Annotated in this window: 14 protein-coding genes; 11 read left to right on the top strand and 3 right to left on the bottom strand. The window is 37.4% G+C overall.

Translation table 11 applies throughout. The features are described from left to right. Positions 1-236 precede the first annotated feature (236 nt). From CJZ72_RS02385 to CJZ72_RS02355, 7 genes are all read left to right on the top strand, one after another. Entirely contained in the window at positions 237-3,005 is a 2,769-nt protein-coding gene (locus CJZ72_RS02385; protein WP_081135656.1) for a sigma 54-interacting transcriptional regulator, read from the top strand. A 76-nt stretch (positions 3,006-3,081) separates the two neighbouring features. Next, positions 3,082-3,501 carry a PTS sugar transporter subunit IIA gene (locus CJZ72_RS02380; RefSeq protein ID WP_081135659.1) on the top strand — a complete coding sequence of 140 codons (420 nt, stop codon included), beginning with the start codon at positions 3,082-3,084 and terminating at the stop codon, positions 3,499-3,501. Between the two features lie 12 nt (positions 3,502-3,513). Next, positions 3,514-3,984, top strand: a complete 471-nt coding sequence (locus CJZ72_RS02375; RefSeq protein ID WP_081135662.1) for a PTS sugar transporter subunit IIB — start codon at positions 3,514-3,516, stop codon at positions 3,982-3,984. A gap of 17 nt (positions 3,985-4,001) precedes the next feature. Then, positions 4,002-4,781 carry a PTS mannose/fructose/sorbose/N-acetylgalactosamine transporter subunit IIC gene (locus CJZ72_RS02370; protein ID WP_005876638.1) on the top strand — a complete coding sequence of 260 codons (780 nt, stop codon included), beginning with the start codon at positions 4,002-4,004 and terminating at the stop codon, positions 4,779-4,781. Beyond that, a complete protein-coding gene (locus tag CJZ72_RS02365; protein ID WP_081135666.1) occupies positions 4,768-5,589 on the top strand; it encodes a PTS system mannose/fructose/sorbose family transporter subunit IID in 822 nt (273 codons plus the stop codon). Before CJZ72_RS02370 ends, CJZ72_RS02365 begins: the two co-directional genes overlap by 14 nt. A gap of 15 nt (positions 5,590-5,604) precedes the next feature. Beyond that, entirely contained in the window at positions 5,605-6,654 is a 1,050-nt protein-coding gene (locus tag CJZ72_RS02360) for an SIS domain-containing protein (RefSeq protein WP_081135669.1), read from the top strand. A gap of 12 nt (positions 6,655-6,666) precedes the next feature. Further along, positions 6,667-7,668, top strand: a complete 1,002-nt coding sequence (locus tag CJZ72_RS02355) for an SIS domain-containing protein (protein WP_081135671.1) — start codon at positions 6,667-6,669, stop codon at positions 7,666-7,668. A 427-nt stretch (positions 7,669-8,095) separates the two neighbouring features. On the opposite strand, the gene CJZ72_RS02350 is transcribed toward CJZ72_RS02355, so the two are convergent. After that, positions 8,096-8,737 (bottom strand): lytic polysaccharide monooxygenase, encoded by a 642-nt coding sequence (locus tag CJZ72_RS02350; RefSeq protein ID WP_095443586.1) that lies wholly within the window; start codon positions 8,735-8,737, stop codon positions 8,096-8,098. A 119-nt stretch (positions 8,738-8,856) separates the two neighbouring features. After that, positions 8,857-9,711, bottom strand: a complete 855-nt coding sequence (locus tag CJZ72_RS02345; protein WP_081135677.1) for an Rgg family transcriptional regulator — start codon at positions 9,709-9,711, stop codon at positions 8,857-8,859. A 205-nt stretch (positions 9,712-9,916) separates the two neighbouring features. Between CJZ72_RS02345 and CJZ72_RS02340 the strand changes: the two genes are divergently transcribed. The 4 genes from CJZ72_RS02340 to CJZ72_RS02325 all read left to right on the top strand — a co-directional run bounded on the left by CJZ72_RS02340 (position 9,917) and on the right by CJZ72_RS02325 (position 15,068). Beyond that, the gene (locus CJZ72_RS02340; RefSeq protein ID WP_095443585.1) at positions 9,917-11,656 is read left to right on the top strand and encodes a fibronectin type III domain-containing protein; all 1,740 of its coding nucleotides are present in this window, start codon (positions 9,917-9,919) and stop codon (positions 11,654-11,656) included. Between the two features lie 976 nt (positions 11,657-12,632). Then, the gene (locus CJZ72_RS02335) at positions 12,633-13,652 is read left to right on the top strand and encodes an NAD(P)H-dependent glycerol-3-phosphate dehydrogenase (protein WP_095443584.1); all 1,020 of its coding nucleotides are present in this window, start codon (positions 12,633-12,635) and stop codon (positions 13,650-13,652) included. A 37-nt stretch (positions 13,653-13,689) separates the two neighbouring features. After that, complete coding sequence (gene galU / locus CJZ72_RS02330; protein ID WP_081135580.1) at positions 13,690-14,559, top strand: UTP--glucose-1-phosphate uridylyltransferase GalU; 870 nt, start codon at positions 13,690-13,692, stop codon at positions 14,557-14,559. Positions 14,560-14,717: 158 nt separating this feature from the next. After that, the gene (locus tag CJZ72_RS02325) at positions 14,718-15,068 is read left to right on the top strand and encodes a hypothetical protein (protein WP_005876654.1); all 351 of its coding nucleotides are present in this window, start codon (positions 14,718-14,720) and stop codon (positions 15,066-15,068) included. A gap of 222 nt (positions 15,069-15,290) precedes the next feature. Here CJZ72_RS02325 and CJZ72_RS02320 read toward each other — a convergent pair whose 3' ends face one another. Then, on the bottom strand, positions 15,291-15,554 hold the full coding sequence (locus tag CJZ72_RS02320; protein WP_005876656.1) for a hypothetical protein: 264 nt from the start codon (positions 15,552-15,554) through the stop codon (positions 15,291-15,293). Between the last annotated feature and the right edge of the window lie 20 nt (positions 15,555-15,574).

Below are 15,574 nucleotides of genomic sequence, written 5' to 3'. Positions count from 1 at the left end.
TGGATATCAATAAAGATATCTAAATGAATTCATTCCTATATATAAGTAGGTACTCTCACATTGTAGCTTATGAAATTTAGAATGAAAAGTGAACAAGCCTTTTCATAAATGAAACTTTAAAGTGAATTTAACGTTTTCGCTGATTGTTCCGCTTTTTTTGAATCAATGGTGAAAAAAACAAAATCTTTTATTGACAAAATGAATGCGTTTTCTATTATTGGAGAGAGGTGAAAAAAATGCTAAAAAAAGAAATTCTGACTTATTTAGAGAATCAAACTGCTTTTATCGATATCGATCAGATAAGCGATGTGTTTACAGCGAAGAAATTGGCAGAATATTTCAACGTGAAACGAAATACGATCAGCCATTATTTAAATCAATTAAATGAGGAAGAGTTGCTAGTAAAAGTGAACTCACGACCGGTTTATTATTTTCATAAAAGTGCGTTTGAACATCAATTTTTTCCTTTAAGCAAGACGTTCTATTCTTCGACAAATAAAATAAAGGAAGAAAAACCAATATTTGCGCGCAGTAAAGATTTATTTTCATTAGTGATCGGTCATGACGCCAGTCTCAAAGAAAGTATCGAGCAAATCAAAACAGCTCTTTTTTATCCTGATAGGGGACTTCCTGTCTTACTTACAGGAGAAAGTGGGACTGGTAAAAGCTATCTTGTAAACATTATTTATCAATATTGTTTGGAATATGATCTGCTGACAGAAAATGCCCCCCTCATCACATTGAATTGTGCGCAATATGCGGATAATCCAGAATTGTTAACAAGTAATCTATTTGGTCATGTCACAGGTGCTTATACAGGCGCAGTTCAAGATAAAATAGGTGCATTTGAGGCCGCAGATGGAGGTATTCTTTTCTTGGATGAAGTCCATCGACTAAGCCCGGAAGGACAAGAAAAGTTGTTTACGTATTTAGATAAAGGAATCATTTATCGCATGGGAGATACGAACCATGCAAGAAAAGTCGATGTTCGCTTGTTCTTTGCAACAACAGAAGAAGTAACAAGCCATTTTCTCCACACTTTTACACGTAGGATACCGATCAAAATCGACTTACCTTCTTTAAAAGAACGACAAAAAGAAGAACGACTGGAATTGATCTATTCCTTTTTTTTAGCTGAACAGCGAAAAATCAAGTATCCAATGAAAGTAAGCGGACAAGTACTGACGATTTTATCGAATCAGGATTTTAGCGGCAATATCGGAGAATTGAAGAATAACGTCAAGGTTGCGGTAGCAAAAGCATTTGCAGAGCAGAAAGAAGAAGATAAGCTATGTATCAAACTGCAACATCTGCAAAAATATCTCTTAACGCTTTCTCCCAATAGTAATTCGACCCAATCAGCTGTGTGGATCACTGATAAACAGAACCTTGAATATCTAATGGAAAAAAGGCAGCCAGAACAAGAGCGGATCATTCGCTGTTTTGAAGAGTTGCTTTTGACTTTCAAAAAAAGTGGGACCTCTTTGAACATTTGCGAGGATAAATTAAAAGAAGAAGTTGTGCATTTATTTGATTTTTTGCTCTTTGAGACAAGCCGGCAAGAAAAGCATGAATTACTGGTCTATTGGATGCATACGATCCGTGAAACGCTGAAACAGATGGAAAGTGCCTATCAAATCAGATTTGATGGGAACACCGTGTATGCATTAAGTTATTATCTGTATCAACGTAGTACAGTCAAATGGCTACCAGATGAAGAAGAAATCCTTCAATTAATGAAGGGCTTATCCCAGCAATTAGAGCTACTTTATCCAGCGAATTATCAGTATGCTACGCGTATTTTGGAGTTGACGCATTCAAAACTAGATTTAGATAGCACGTTGTTGGATAAAATAATTTTAACGATCTATCTGAAACGGACGAAATGGTCAAAAGAGCAAAGCATCCCCAAAGCGATCATAGCCGCACACGGGTATGCAACAGCCAGCAGCATGGCAAATGTCGCAAATCGTTTATTAGGACAAGATCTATTTGAATCATTTGACATGCCACTAGATGTGACGCCACAACAAATTGCGAATGAAATCATTGATTACAGTAACCATCATGATCTATCGAACGGCTTGATCATCCTAGTGGACATGGGTTCTTTGAAAGAAATCTATCAATTATTTAAAGATCAAGTATTTGCACCGATCGTGATCTTGAATAACGTGACGACACCCTTAGCGATCACGATCGGTGAAAAAATGCAGAACCTTTTGGATCTAGAGACGATCGTTCAGCAAGCCGTTGATGCAACAAAATCAGAATGGAAGATCATCTATCCTGAAAAACATAAACCAAAAGCATTACTTGTCACTTGTGCCACAGGGATAGGAACAGCTACTCATATGGCTGAATTATTGGAAAAAAGTTTGCCAACAAACCATGCACTAAAAATCATGCCCTACGAATATCATGTGTTAGCTGAAAGAAAGAAAAAAGAAACTGTTTTCTCAATGTATGATGTCATAGGCGTCATCGGAACGATGAATCCGCAAATTGAAGTTACGCCCTATTTATCTATAGAGTCCTTGATCTCAGGCGAACAAATGGATCAGCTCACTGAATGGTTAGTACCAATTTTTCCCGAAAAAGAAAGGGGAGATTTTGATCAGCGCTTCGTACGTAATTTTTCATTGGAAAAAGTTTTAGATTCGGTCACAATTCTGGATACGGAAAAAGTAATGACAGAGATCGAATATTTCGTACGTGAATTAGAACTTAGATTGGCTACAGACATCAGTACACCAAAAAAGATCGCGCTTTACGTCCATGTCAGCTGTTTGATTGAACGCCTGATCCGACAAATTCCCATTGAAAATTATCACGGTCAAGAGACGATATCGAAGTGTCAAAAAGAAATGTTTGATTCTATAAAAGAAGCATTTAGTGTCATCGAAGAACATTACAGTGTCAAAATTCCTACTTCAGAGGTAGCCTATATCTATGATATTTTGATAAATATTGAAGAGAAGATAGGGAAAGACGAAGAATTCTGATCAAAGCAAGATACGGCCACTATTTTTGGCATGTATCTTGCTTTATTTAAATTGAGAGTAAGAAAGAGGTGTTAAAGTGGAAAAAAAAATCATCATTGCTTCCCATGGGCATTTTGCTTCGGGCATTTTAAATTCGTTGGAGCTTATCTATGGGACGCATCATTCGATCACTGCTTTAGATTGTTACATGTCTGAATCATTTGATCTGACCAAATCAGTTAAACAATTGATCGAGGAACATAAAGGAAAAGAGTTGATCATTTTGACCGATTTGTTTGGCGGAAGCGTGAATAATGAATTTTTACAATATATTGATCAACCAAACATCTATTTGATTGCTGGATTGAACTTACCTTTGTTGATCGAGATCGTCGCACAAGTCGAAATGGTAGATTCAATCACTGAATTGATTCAACGAGCATTACGTGAGTCGAAAGAAACGATCCAGTTCTGCAATGAAAGCATAAAAACAAAAATCGAAGAAGAAGAATTTTAGGAGGGGTATCAAATGATTATTTTAACAAGAGTAGATCACCGTTTATTACATGGTCAAGTTGCATTTTCTTGGACACAGGCAATCGGAGCAGATTGTATTTTGATTGCAAATGATGATGTACCAAAGAATGAAATACGTAAAACAACAATCAAATTGGCTAAACCACAGGGCGTAAAGTTAGTGATCAAATCGATTCAAGATTCAATCAGTGCGTTGCAAAGTGGTGTCACAGATAAATACAAATTATTCATTGTGGTGGAATCGATCAAAGATGCCTATGCATTAGCAAAAGCTTGCCCTGAGATCAAACACATCAATTTAGGAGGGATCAAAGCGAAAGAAGGAACGAGAAGTTTAGGAAAAGCGGTCAATGTTTTACCCGAAGAAGAAGAATTATTGAAACAGTTGCTGGCGGAACAAGTAGAAGTTGAAATCCGTCAAGTGCCTGCAGACAAAAAAGTAGCTGCCAAAGAAGTTTTATGAGAAAGGAAGGTTAAATTATGATCCTACAAGCGGTTCTTTTAGGACTAGTTGCTTTTGTTGCACAATCAGAATATGCGTTAGGTACTTCCCTGCTTTCTCGGCCAATTGTCACGGGATTATTTACCGGGATCGTGTTAGGTGATGTTAAAGCAGGTGTCATCATGGGGGCCACTTTAGAGTTAGCTTTTATTGGTTCATTTTCAGTTGGTGCCTCTATCCCACCAGATGTTGTGACGGGTGGTATTTTAGGAACAGCATTTGCAATCACCGCAGGAGCAGGAACAGAAACAGCTCTATTATTAGGGTTGCCGATTGCAACGCTCACTTTGATCTTGAAAAATGTTTATTTAGGTTTATTGATCCCGTTGATGACCCATAAAGCAGATCGTTATGCAGAAGAGGGAAATTACAAAGGCGTTGAACATATGCATTTACTCGCTGGGTTTGGACTGTCCCTTATGTTAGGCCTAATTGTGACGATTTCCTATATGGTGGGAAGCAATACGATAGGCAGCCTGCTAGAAAAAATCCCTGATTTTGTTCAAAACGGATTAACTGTTGCTACGGGATTGATTCCAGCATTAGGATTTGCGATGTTAGCCCGCCTATTGATCAATAAAAAAGTAGTGCCTTATTTCTTTTTAGGATTTGCTTTGGCTTCTTACTTGAAGATACCAGTTACTGGGATTGCTATTTTTGGGGCCATTTTAGCAGTAGTAGTAGTAAACATCATGAATGTTCAAAAGACAGCTGTTCAAACTTCAGCGGGGGAGGTAGAAGAAGATGAAGACTTCTGAACAAGACAAGAATCGTATCACTAAAAAAGAATTGAACCATGTATTTTGGCGTTCCTTTCAGATGGAATTTTCTTGGAATTATGAGCGACAAATGAATATGGCTTACGCATATGCGATCATCCCTATCCTAAAAAAGCTTTACCATACGAAAGAGGACATGGCTGCAGCCTTGAAACGTCATTTAGAATTCTTCAATACGACGCCACATATCGTCACCCTGATCTTAGGGATAAATGCCGCCATGGAAGAAGAAAATATACATGATCCAGAGTTTGATGTGACAGCTATCGATAGCATCAAAACATCTCTCATGGGGCCTTTAGCTGGTATTGGAGATTCCTTCTTTTGGGGGACTTTACGCCTGATCGCTACAGGTGTTGGCACGTCACTTGCATTGCAAGGAAACATCTTGGGGCCTATTCTTTTTCTTCTGATTTTTAATATTCCACACATTTTGCTTCGCTATTTAGCAACTGGTTGGGGCTATCGATTGGGAACCGGATTTTTGAAAAAAATCCAAGCAAATGGAATGATGGAAAGTTTGACATTTGGTGCTTCGATCATTGGATTGATGGTAGTTGGTGCAATGACTGCTACGATGATCAGTATCAATATTCCTTTGAAAATCGGATCAGGTGAAAATGCAGTAACTGTGCAAAGTATTTTCGATGATATTGTTCCCAATATTTTATGTTTAGGTGCATTTGGCGCTGTGTTCTATTTATTGAAAAAAGAAGTAAAACCTTTAATGATCTTGATTGGATTAGCTATATTTGGCATTGCTAGTTCATGGATCGGTATTTTTTAGAAAAGAGGGAAGCAAATGGTCACAATGTTGGACTATATCCACGAGGAAAACGAAACATTATCAGCAATTATCGAGGCATATGATTTTTCAAGCAAGGACGCTTATACATCTATCAAAAATGTCATGATCCTTGCAACTGGATCTTCTTATAATGCATGCTTAGCAGCAAAACCTGCATTAGAAAGTTATGGTGGATTGACTGTAGATATCCAAGAACCATTTCATTTTACACACTATGGTCATTTGTCAACGGCGGTAGATACAGTTATTGCCGTTTCACAAAGCGGAAAAAGTGCGTCAACAGTCACAGCGATTAAAGCGATTCCGACCGAAAGTATCCAGACGATTGCAATAACAAGTGATCAGAATAGTCCGATTGCTTCTGAAACGGATCAAGTAATCGATCTAAGGATCGGGATTGAAAAAGTTGGATTTGTGACAAAAGGTTATTCAGCAACCGTTCTACAGCTGATCCTTTTGGGAATAACGATTGGCGTAAGTAAAGGGAAGATCACGGAAACGCAAAGACATGAAAAAATCGATCAGCTAAAAAAGATCATCACAGAAATTCCTGAGAATATTCAGCGAACCGAAGCTTTTTATGAAAAGAATCAAGCACTGTTTCGCGTAGCAAAACGGTTTATCGCAATTGGTTATGGACCAAACTGGGGAACAGCAAAAGAGGTTGAGACCAAATTTACAGAGACCGTTCGAGAACCTTCACAAGGATTTGAACTAGAAGCATATATGCATGGTCCTTACCTGGAGGCTGATTCTTCACATGTGTTGTTTTTTATAGAAGCAAAGAGCGAAAATCAGCAACGCTCAAGATGCTTAAAAGAATACATGGACTCTTACGTAGGGGCAACATTTACGGTTACGACAGAGGAAACAGCAGATGAAAACAGTTTGAGTGTAGCATTTTCATGCGAAGAATATCTATCTGGCTTAGGCTTAGTTGTGCCGTTTCAAGTATTGGCTTATAAGATTGCCACTGGAAAAGGAATCGATTTGAGTCAAAAAATATTCAGTGATTTTGATCGTGTATTAAAAAGTAAAATTTAAGAGGTGGATAATATGTTAAAATTCAACGAACAACAACAAATAGAAGCAATTAATGGTGCCTTAGCTTTACGTCCCCAAGTAGAAGAAATCGTTGATGGACTTTATGGAAAATTTGACGCAGTTTACTATTTAGGCATTGGCGGCACATATGCTTCAGCGATGCAAGCCGTTACTTATATCAATGGAAAGAGTGATCTCCCTGTTTTTATCCAGCATGCAGCTGAATATTATACAACAGGGAACAAGCGGTTAACAAAAGAATCAATCGTAGTACTATCCTCAGTTACTGGAACGACACAAGAAGTAGTGCGCGCAGTAGAAGACATAAAAAAAGTCGGAGCAACGTTGATCGGCTTCATCGATACAAAAGACAGCCCGCTCGCACGACTTTGTGATTACACGATCACCTACCCTGCTCTAGGAACAGAGCAAATCAAATTCTTTATGGTTGCAGATCGCTTGATGCACAAAAACGGTGATTTTGAGGATTATGAAAAGTATTACCAACAACTGGAAGACTATTTAGCGATTGGTTTGGTGGAAGCAGAGAAAAAAGCAGATGCATTTGGCCTTGCTTTTGCTGAAAAGCATCGGCATGATGCGATGCATTACTTTATTGGAGCTGGCAATCAATGGGGTGCGGTTTATTCCTATGCTATGTGTTATTGGGAAGAACAAAGCTGGCTTCGATCAAAATCGATCCATGCCGCTGAATTTTTACATGGAACATTGGAAGTGATCGAGGAAACAACACCAGTCACCTTGTTCCTAGGTGAAGATGAACAGCGGGTCTTAGCTGAAAGAGTAGCAGGACTACTACCTAAGATTTGTGCCAACTATACGCTGATCGATACGAAAGATTACCCGATTGAAGGAATAGACGAAGCCCATCGTGGTCGAGTACTTTCTTATTTATTGATGCATGCAGTCACACAGCGGATCGATGCACATGTGGAAAAATTGAATTGTCATCCATTGGATATCCGTCGGTATTATCGCCAGTTCGACTATTGATCAGAATGGCTACAAAGATAAATGGCGATGATTTTTAAAGTGAAATGAAGCTTATCGAGAGAATTTTTGTGGATGTCTTATTTTTCTATTGGAATAAGTAAGCAAGAAGGAGACCCAGTTGATCGCCCTATCAAAGAAGAGGTCGAGACAAAAGTCGTTTAGGTTTGAGAAATTGGATAAAAAAACGAACAATACGCTTTTGTATTGCTCGTTTTTTTTTGAAATTTCCGAAAAACCTGACTTTTGGACGCCGTTTATTTGAGAGAGGCTGGGACAGAAGTGTTTAACTCCGAGAAATAAGAAGGAGTTACTTCTGTTCTCACCGTTTATTCGTTTTTAAAGAATGAGACAAAAGTGTTTCTTACTTCTGTCCCAACCTCTTTTCACTTATGAAAAGGGAGTATTTTCTTTGTTCATTACGGGTCCTTTAGTTTGTCAAGCTACTTAAAAGTGTAGGGCTTTGGATATTTGCGTCAATGACGTTATAAAAAGCATTGGTTGTATCTGCGACATCCCAAACAGCTAAGATGACGTGATAGCCTAAGCGATTACTTGGGATATTGATCGTATGGGTCGGTGTCGTAGCGGAAGAATTTCCGTTATTGTCTACATCACCAATAAATTCAAATTCGTCACGAGAAAGTGGTTTGTTTTGATTCCAACCAGTTTTAGTGATGTAATAGTGCCATTTACTTGTGGAATGATTTGCCGTGAATTTCCATGTAAAATCATTCGGACCAGTTGTGAGAGTTTGTTTTGTCCAGAAAGAGGCAGACTGCTGATCTAATTTGAAATCTCCAACAGCACCATTGGCAGAAGCGATTCGACCGTCAGCAGGTCCTCCTGTTGGATAGCCTTTTGGTGCTTCTAAAGACTGAGGTTCATTGATAACGGCACCATATTTTTCAAATGCAGCTGACCAGTTTTTGTCTTTCTCTAAATTTCCTTGATAGCCACGGCTGATAGGCTGAGAAATATACCCATGTGCAGAAACTTCTACCGTTGATAGTGCAGTGAATCCTGCTGTCGCCAAGATGATCCCTAATCCTAACTGTACCACTTTTTTCATTGATCGTTCCTCCTTAGAATGTTCTTTTTTATTACAACTTTAGTATAACGGAGGACTTTTTTATAAAAATATTTTGTATGTTATTGCAACAATATGGGCGAATCATCAATAGGGAATTCTTAAGAATTTTTTTGGATAAGAGTGTTTTTTAATTTAAGATAATACTCTTTTGTAGATGTTAATTCTAACCATTCAAAGAAAGCAATGCTTTGATCGATTTCAGAAATCACTGACTGATCCCCTTCAGCTAAAAGATCCAAAGCAGAAAAAGTCTTATAGTGAGCGGTAACCAATGTTTGTTTGTGATGTATCGTTATTTTTTTTAACTCGGTCAAGAAGAGTTTTCTAAGAGTGACTGATTGGCGATTAAAGGAGAGACGTAAGCCGTTTAAAATGAAATTCGATAGTAATTCAGAATAGTAGGTGGCATCTATGTAAGCTTTCATTTTTGAGACACTGTTTTTAAAGGAGTGAATGATATACTGGTCATCAAAAATAAACAGACAGTTAGAAAAGACAGTCAATTCAAAGTGGCCCCAAGTATCGATTGTTTCCAGGTATCTTTTGATCGTTTCAATTTCTTCTTTTAGTTCTTCGTTAAAAGCATCATTACATAGATAGCTGATAATCAATTTACGCTGGCTGTAGATCAAACGATAATAGATATTCCCTGTTTTTTTGTATTCATTCAGCAGTTCTTTTTCTTGTGTTGGTGACACGTCTTTGGAATAAATTAGATAGTTAGTTAATTTTTGTTTATTTGAAAGATTGTTATTATTTAGGAGGAACTGATACTCTTCTAAAGTGATATTCATACGTTCAAGATAATTGAAAAGCAATTCAAACCCGATTTTCGTTCCTCTTGATTCAAAGGCAGCAAGTGTCCCACGTTGTGAAATCCCTCTTGTCAATTGTTCTTGAGTTAAACCTCGTTCTTTACGTAATTTTCGTATCAGTGATGAGTGTTGTGGCATATTTAGATCCCTCCAATATTTTTTGATGAATTAATCATAACATAACACTTATCTTTGTATCGATAAAATTAAATATTAATTTGTATTATTTGAACATAGTTATTTTTTGTTTGAAAATTTCAATGTTGTAATACCAAACAAAAAATATATGCGCTATCAAAAAATGATTTAATTAAAAATGTAAAAAAGATAAGGAGGGAAAAACATGAAGAAAAAAACAGTATTATTTTCAGTTGGGCTTTTTGGGACATTATTAGGTGGTGGAACTACAGTTCTAGCAGCAGATGCAGCGGATACGATGCCAGATATTTCCAATAAACAAATTTCTGTGGGCTATTACCATAACTGGGAAGCGGAACGTGGTGCAGGATATCGTGGTGGTAAACCAGCAAACTTGGAGCTGGATAAAATCAACTCATTCTATAATGTGATCGCTGTAGCATTTATGAAAGGGGAAGGTATTCCAACGTTTAAGCCTTACAACATAGCAGATCAGGAATTTCGTGAAAAAGTGGCTGTATTGAACAATGAAGGCCGAGTAGTCTTGATGTCACTTGGAGGTGCGGACTCCCACATTGAATTACATAAAGGGGAGGAACAAGCCTTCGCAAACGAGATCATACGTTTAGTTGAACGTTATGGCTTTGATGGCTTAGATATTGATTTGGAACAAACTGCTGTTGCAGCAGGCGATAACCAATCTGTCATACCCGCTGCTTTAAAAATCGTACGTGAACATTATCAGAAAGAAAACAAACATTTTATTATTTCAATGGCACCAGAATTTCCATATTTAAGAAACAATCAGGCGTATACGCCATATGTTCGTGCGTTGGAAAATGAATATGATTTTATCGCTCCGCAATTATATAATCAGGCAGGTGACGGAATTAGTATTGGCACAGAATGGATCGCGCAAAACAATGATAGTCGCAAGTACGACTTTTTATATGGTATTTCAAAATCATTCAATGAAGGAAGCGGTGGTTTCATCCAGATCCCAGCAAATAAATTGGCAATAGGAATCCCAGCCAATGAGGATGCGGCTGCTAATGGCTTTGTAAAAGATCCAACCACTGTCTATCAAGTATTCGAACAAATGGAGAAAGAAAATACACCATTAAAAGGAGTGATGACTTGGAGTGCCAATTGGGATGAAGGGATGAATTCTGCAGGGGTAGCCTACAATGAATCCTTTGCCAAATCTTACCAAAATCTATTTAAAGAAAAAACACCGGACACAGAAAAACCGTCTAAACCAACTAACTTAAAGGGAACAACAACACATTCGACAGTTTCAATCAATTGGACGCCATCAACGGACAATGTCCGCGTGTCACATTACAATATCTATCAAGATAACCAATTCATTGGTACAAGTACTAACTCAAGTTATACTGTTACAAACTTAACACCTGAAACACAGTATTCTTTTTCAATTGAAGCAGTTGATGCAGCCGGTAATCGTTCTTTGCGGTCAGACGTATTGATGATGACAACCAACAAAGAAACAGGGCAAACTCAAAAACCATCTGCACCAAGAGAATTAACGGTGGAAAATTTGACACAAAATTCTGTGACATTTAGATGGGCTGCCAATGATGCAAGTGAAAAAGTCACGCAGTATGAAATTTATCGATCAGGTATACGTGTAGGTGTTACCGGTGGGACTACTTTTTCTGATGCGGGATTAATGGCCGCAACAAGGTATGAGTATCAGGTGAAAGCAGTTAATGCAGTTGGCACATCAGATGCAAGCCCATCAATCGCAGTGACAACGCTAGGTGAAAGTCCTCAAGGAGATACATGGACTAGTGGTAAAGCTTATGGGGTCGGTGAAATTGTGACATACAAAGGGGGAACCTATCGTTGCCTTCAAGCACACACCGCAATCCCTTCTTGGACGCCAGATATCACTGCTGCTTTATGGCAAAAAATCAGCTAATGAGTACGCAAAGAGTGCATAAACTCACGTATGAATATTCAAAGTAGTATCTAAAAAAACGATGGAGCAGAAGCAACCTCTTCGGAAAATAAGACGAAACGAATAAAAATATGAAAAATAATTTTTGTAAAGAACTTCTTATTTCTAGGAGTGAAACATTTCTGCCTAACCTCACAGATTTAGACAAAAATAGCGGATCATTTTCTTAATAAAATGATCCGCTATTTTTTTGTCTATTTTGGATAATAAATAATGGTAGAAATATATGCTTTCAATACCAAACTTCCCAGTTTTTTGATGGACTGCTGGAAAAACAACGTATATGTTTTTTTTACATAGATACCATTTCATGGATTAGCTGTGTTAAGGTAAAAATGCTGTGAAGCAAGTAAAAAAGGCAAGGAATCCACCTTACCTTTTTTACCAGTTATGTAAACATTTTCTTTTATAGTACTACTGGAAGTGTAACAGACCAATCCATCCGACATTCCTCCTTTGATGTTGATAAGAATAACTAAAGTAACTTTCTATAAAATAAGTATAACAAGCTATTTCGCTGTTGATTAAAAATGTATGTTATTGCAACAAAATAAAAAATAATATTTTTTCAGAAAAACTTCTGAATCATCATAAGAATAGCTTTAGAGATGATTCGTCATTCAAAAAAACACAATGATTTCATATGAAAAATGGTTATTTAATAATTATAAAAATAATTTATTGATAAGCTAACGAAATCTGGAAAGAGGATATGGATTGAATCTTTTGGGAAAAACTAGTAGGATTTTTAAAATGGATGAATAAGTGTCTTATACTCAAAAATACTATTCGTCTGTCATAGGAAAAGGACAGCAAGTTACTCCTTGATAATGTAGTCAAGTATTAAACAAACAATTAAAACGACAAAAATAAGTCCAATATTTAAAGAATCTATATTATAATGGATAGTATCAACTATGATTTTGGAGGAATTTCCATGAGACAAAAAATTGCAGTCCTAGGCCCAGGTTCTTGGGGTACTGCTTTAGCACAAACGTTAGCAGAAAATGGACATGACGTGCGTATTTGGGGGAATGTTCCTGAACAGATCGATGAAATCAATACGTATCATACAAATCAACATTTTTTACCAGACTTAAAAATTCCAGAAACGATTATCGGATATCACGAATTAGCAGAAGCAGTGGACGGAGCAGATGCGGTATTATTTGTCGTACCTACGAAAGCAATTCGTGCCGTTGCCCAAGAATTGATCAATAAAATGAATACAAAACCAGTGATCATCCATGCTAGTAAAGGGTTAGAACAAGGGACACACAAACGAATCTCCGAAGTGATTGCAGAAGAGATACCAGAAGAAAAAAGGCAAGCAATCGTGGTTCTTTCAGGACCAAGTCATGCGGAAGAAGTAGCAGTCCATGATATCACGACGATTACTGCGGCTAGTACGGATCAAACTGCAGCAGCCTATGTTCAAGAACTCTTTATGAATGATTATTTTAGAATCTATACGAATAATGACGTCATCGGAGTAGAGACAGGTGCTGCTTTGAAAAATATTATCGCTATCGGTGCAGGAGCAATCCATGGATTAGGATTTGGCGATGATGCAAAGGCTGCAATCATGACTCGTGGTTTGGCAGAAATCAGTCGATTAGGTGTTGCAATGGGAGCTAATCCATTAACTTTTATCGGACTAAGTGGTGTAGGTGATCTGATCGTTACCTGTACAAGTGTTCACTCAAGAAATTGGCGCGCAGGAAATCTGCTAGGAAAGGGTCATAACTTGGATGAAGTGCTAGAAAATATGGGGATGATCGTAGAAGGTGTCTCAACGACTAAGGCTGCCGTAGAATTAGCAGAACAGCTTGGAGTAGATATGCCTATTACACAAACGATTTACCAAGTGTTATATGAGGGTGAAGATATCAAAAAAGCAGCGAAAGAAATCATGTTGCGTGATGGAAAAATGGAAAATGAATTTTCTTTCAGATAGAATTTTCATTCGCTGAATGAGTGAGAGGACGAATAAGATGAAAGTCAAGAAAGCAGTCATTCCGGCAGCGGGATTAGGAACACGTTTTTTACCTGCCACAAAAGCAATGGCAAAAGAGATGCTTCCGATCGTTGATAAACCAACGATCCAATTCATAGTCGAAGAAGCGCTGAATTCAGGGATTGAAGATATTCTGATTGTGACTGGTAAAGAGAAACGACCTATCGAGGATCATTTTGATGCCAATGTGGAATTGGAAATGAATCTACGTAAAAGTGGTAAAAATGATTTGTTGAAATTAGTGGAAGAAACAGGGAAAATAAACCTTCACTTCATTCGCCAGTCACATCCTAATGGGCTAGGTCATGCTGTTTTGCAGGCAAAGACTTTTGTAGGGAACGAACCATTTGTTGTGATGTTAGGGGATGACTTAATGGTGGATCAAGTTCCGCTGACTAAACAATTGATCGATGATTATGAACAAACACAGTCTTCAGCAATTGCCGTGATGGAGATCGATCAGAAAGATACTTCAAAATATGGGATAATCGATCCAGGAGAAAAAGAAGGCCAAGGGTTGTACCAGGTCAAAGGATTGGTAGAAAAACCAGCACCAGAAGATTCACCTAGTAATCTGGCTATTATTGGTCGTTATTTACTTACACCAGAGATTTTTGCAATTTTAGAAACACAAAAACCTGGTGCTGGTAATGAAATCCAATTAACCGATGCGATTGATCGATTGAACAAAGAACAGAAGATCGTTGCGCGGTGTTTTGAAGGAAAACGTTATGATGTCGGAGATAAATTTGGCTATCTGCAAACCAGTATCGAGTATGGGTTGCACCACCCTGAAATTGGGAAGGCACTGAAAGAATACGTGATTCAATTGAGCAAAGAACTATAATTCCACTTTAGACAGGTAAAGAAGGTAGCTATGATCGTTTTTAATTTTTGTTAAAAAAACTATTTTGCCAGATAAATTGAACGAGATTTCTTCATTTCTATAGTAGAATGGAAAAGTCGGATTTTTAGAAAAGTAAAATAAAAAGGTGTGTATCGTGCATGGGAAAAGTAATCACAATCAGTCAAACGCTTCTTGATGGATTGAAATGGCTGATGGAAGGAAATAACTGGTTGTTTTTAACTCCAGTGTTGCTGATTAGCGCATATGTCATGTTTAGAATGGTCAAACGAAAAGAAACATTTTTGATTTTCGTTTGGTATTTGGCTACAATCTCGATTTTAAGTTTGATGCTTGAACTTGCTTTAGGTGGTTGGGAAGCTTTGACTTTTGCTGTTATTTTCATTCTACTGTATCTGTTGGCGTATATCCCACATTTATTCAAGAAATTTCATGTGGGTAAAAAAGGACGTCATGCAGCTTCTATGAGTAGGAGAGGGCAACAAAAGTAGATCATAAGACGTAGCTTACTAGAAATTCTGGAATAGCTGGAAATAAAGTTCTTCAAAAAAGTAGCAACAGTGGCCATGAGGAAGGAAACTAAATTAGTTAGATTGTTTTTACAGGAATTTCAGATTAGAAATGTGTTTAGCAAATAAAAGAGAAAGAAGCTACTAGCAACTCAGATCGCTAGAGGCTACTTTCTCTTTTCCTTATGTGTCATAAATCAGGTGTCAAATATTGTTAAAAAAACTGTGTAGAATAAAGAAAGGAATGCAGACAATTAAAGGATATAAAAAATAATTTCGATTATAGCTTTCAGAACCCGTTGTTTGATTCGCTCTCATTCTATCACCTGATACAGCAGTACCAGATAATGCAATACCAATCAATAGTGATCCGATCCATATATATTGCAACATGTTTTTTTCTAAGATAAAGTAACTAAGAGTTGCAAGTATACTTGCTATAACAAAAGTGATTATGTATTTTTTCAATCAATTGGTCCTCCTTTACT

This window comes from Enterococcus durans, assembly GCF_002277935.1.
GTDB lineage: Bacteria > Bacillota > Bacilli > Lactobacillales > Enterococcaceae > Enterococcus_B > Enterococcus_B durans.
Note: the sequence above shows the minus strand (reverse complement) of the source record. Positions and strands in the feature narration are given on the sequence as shown.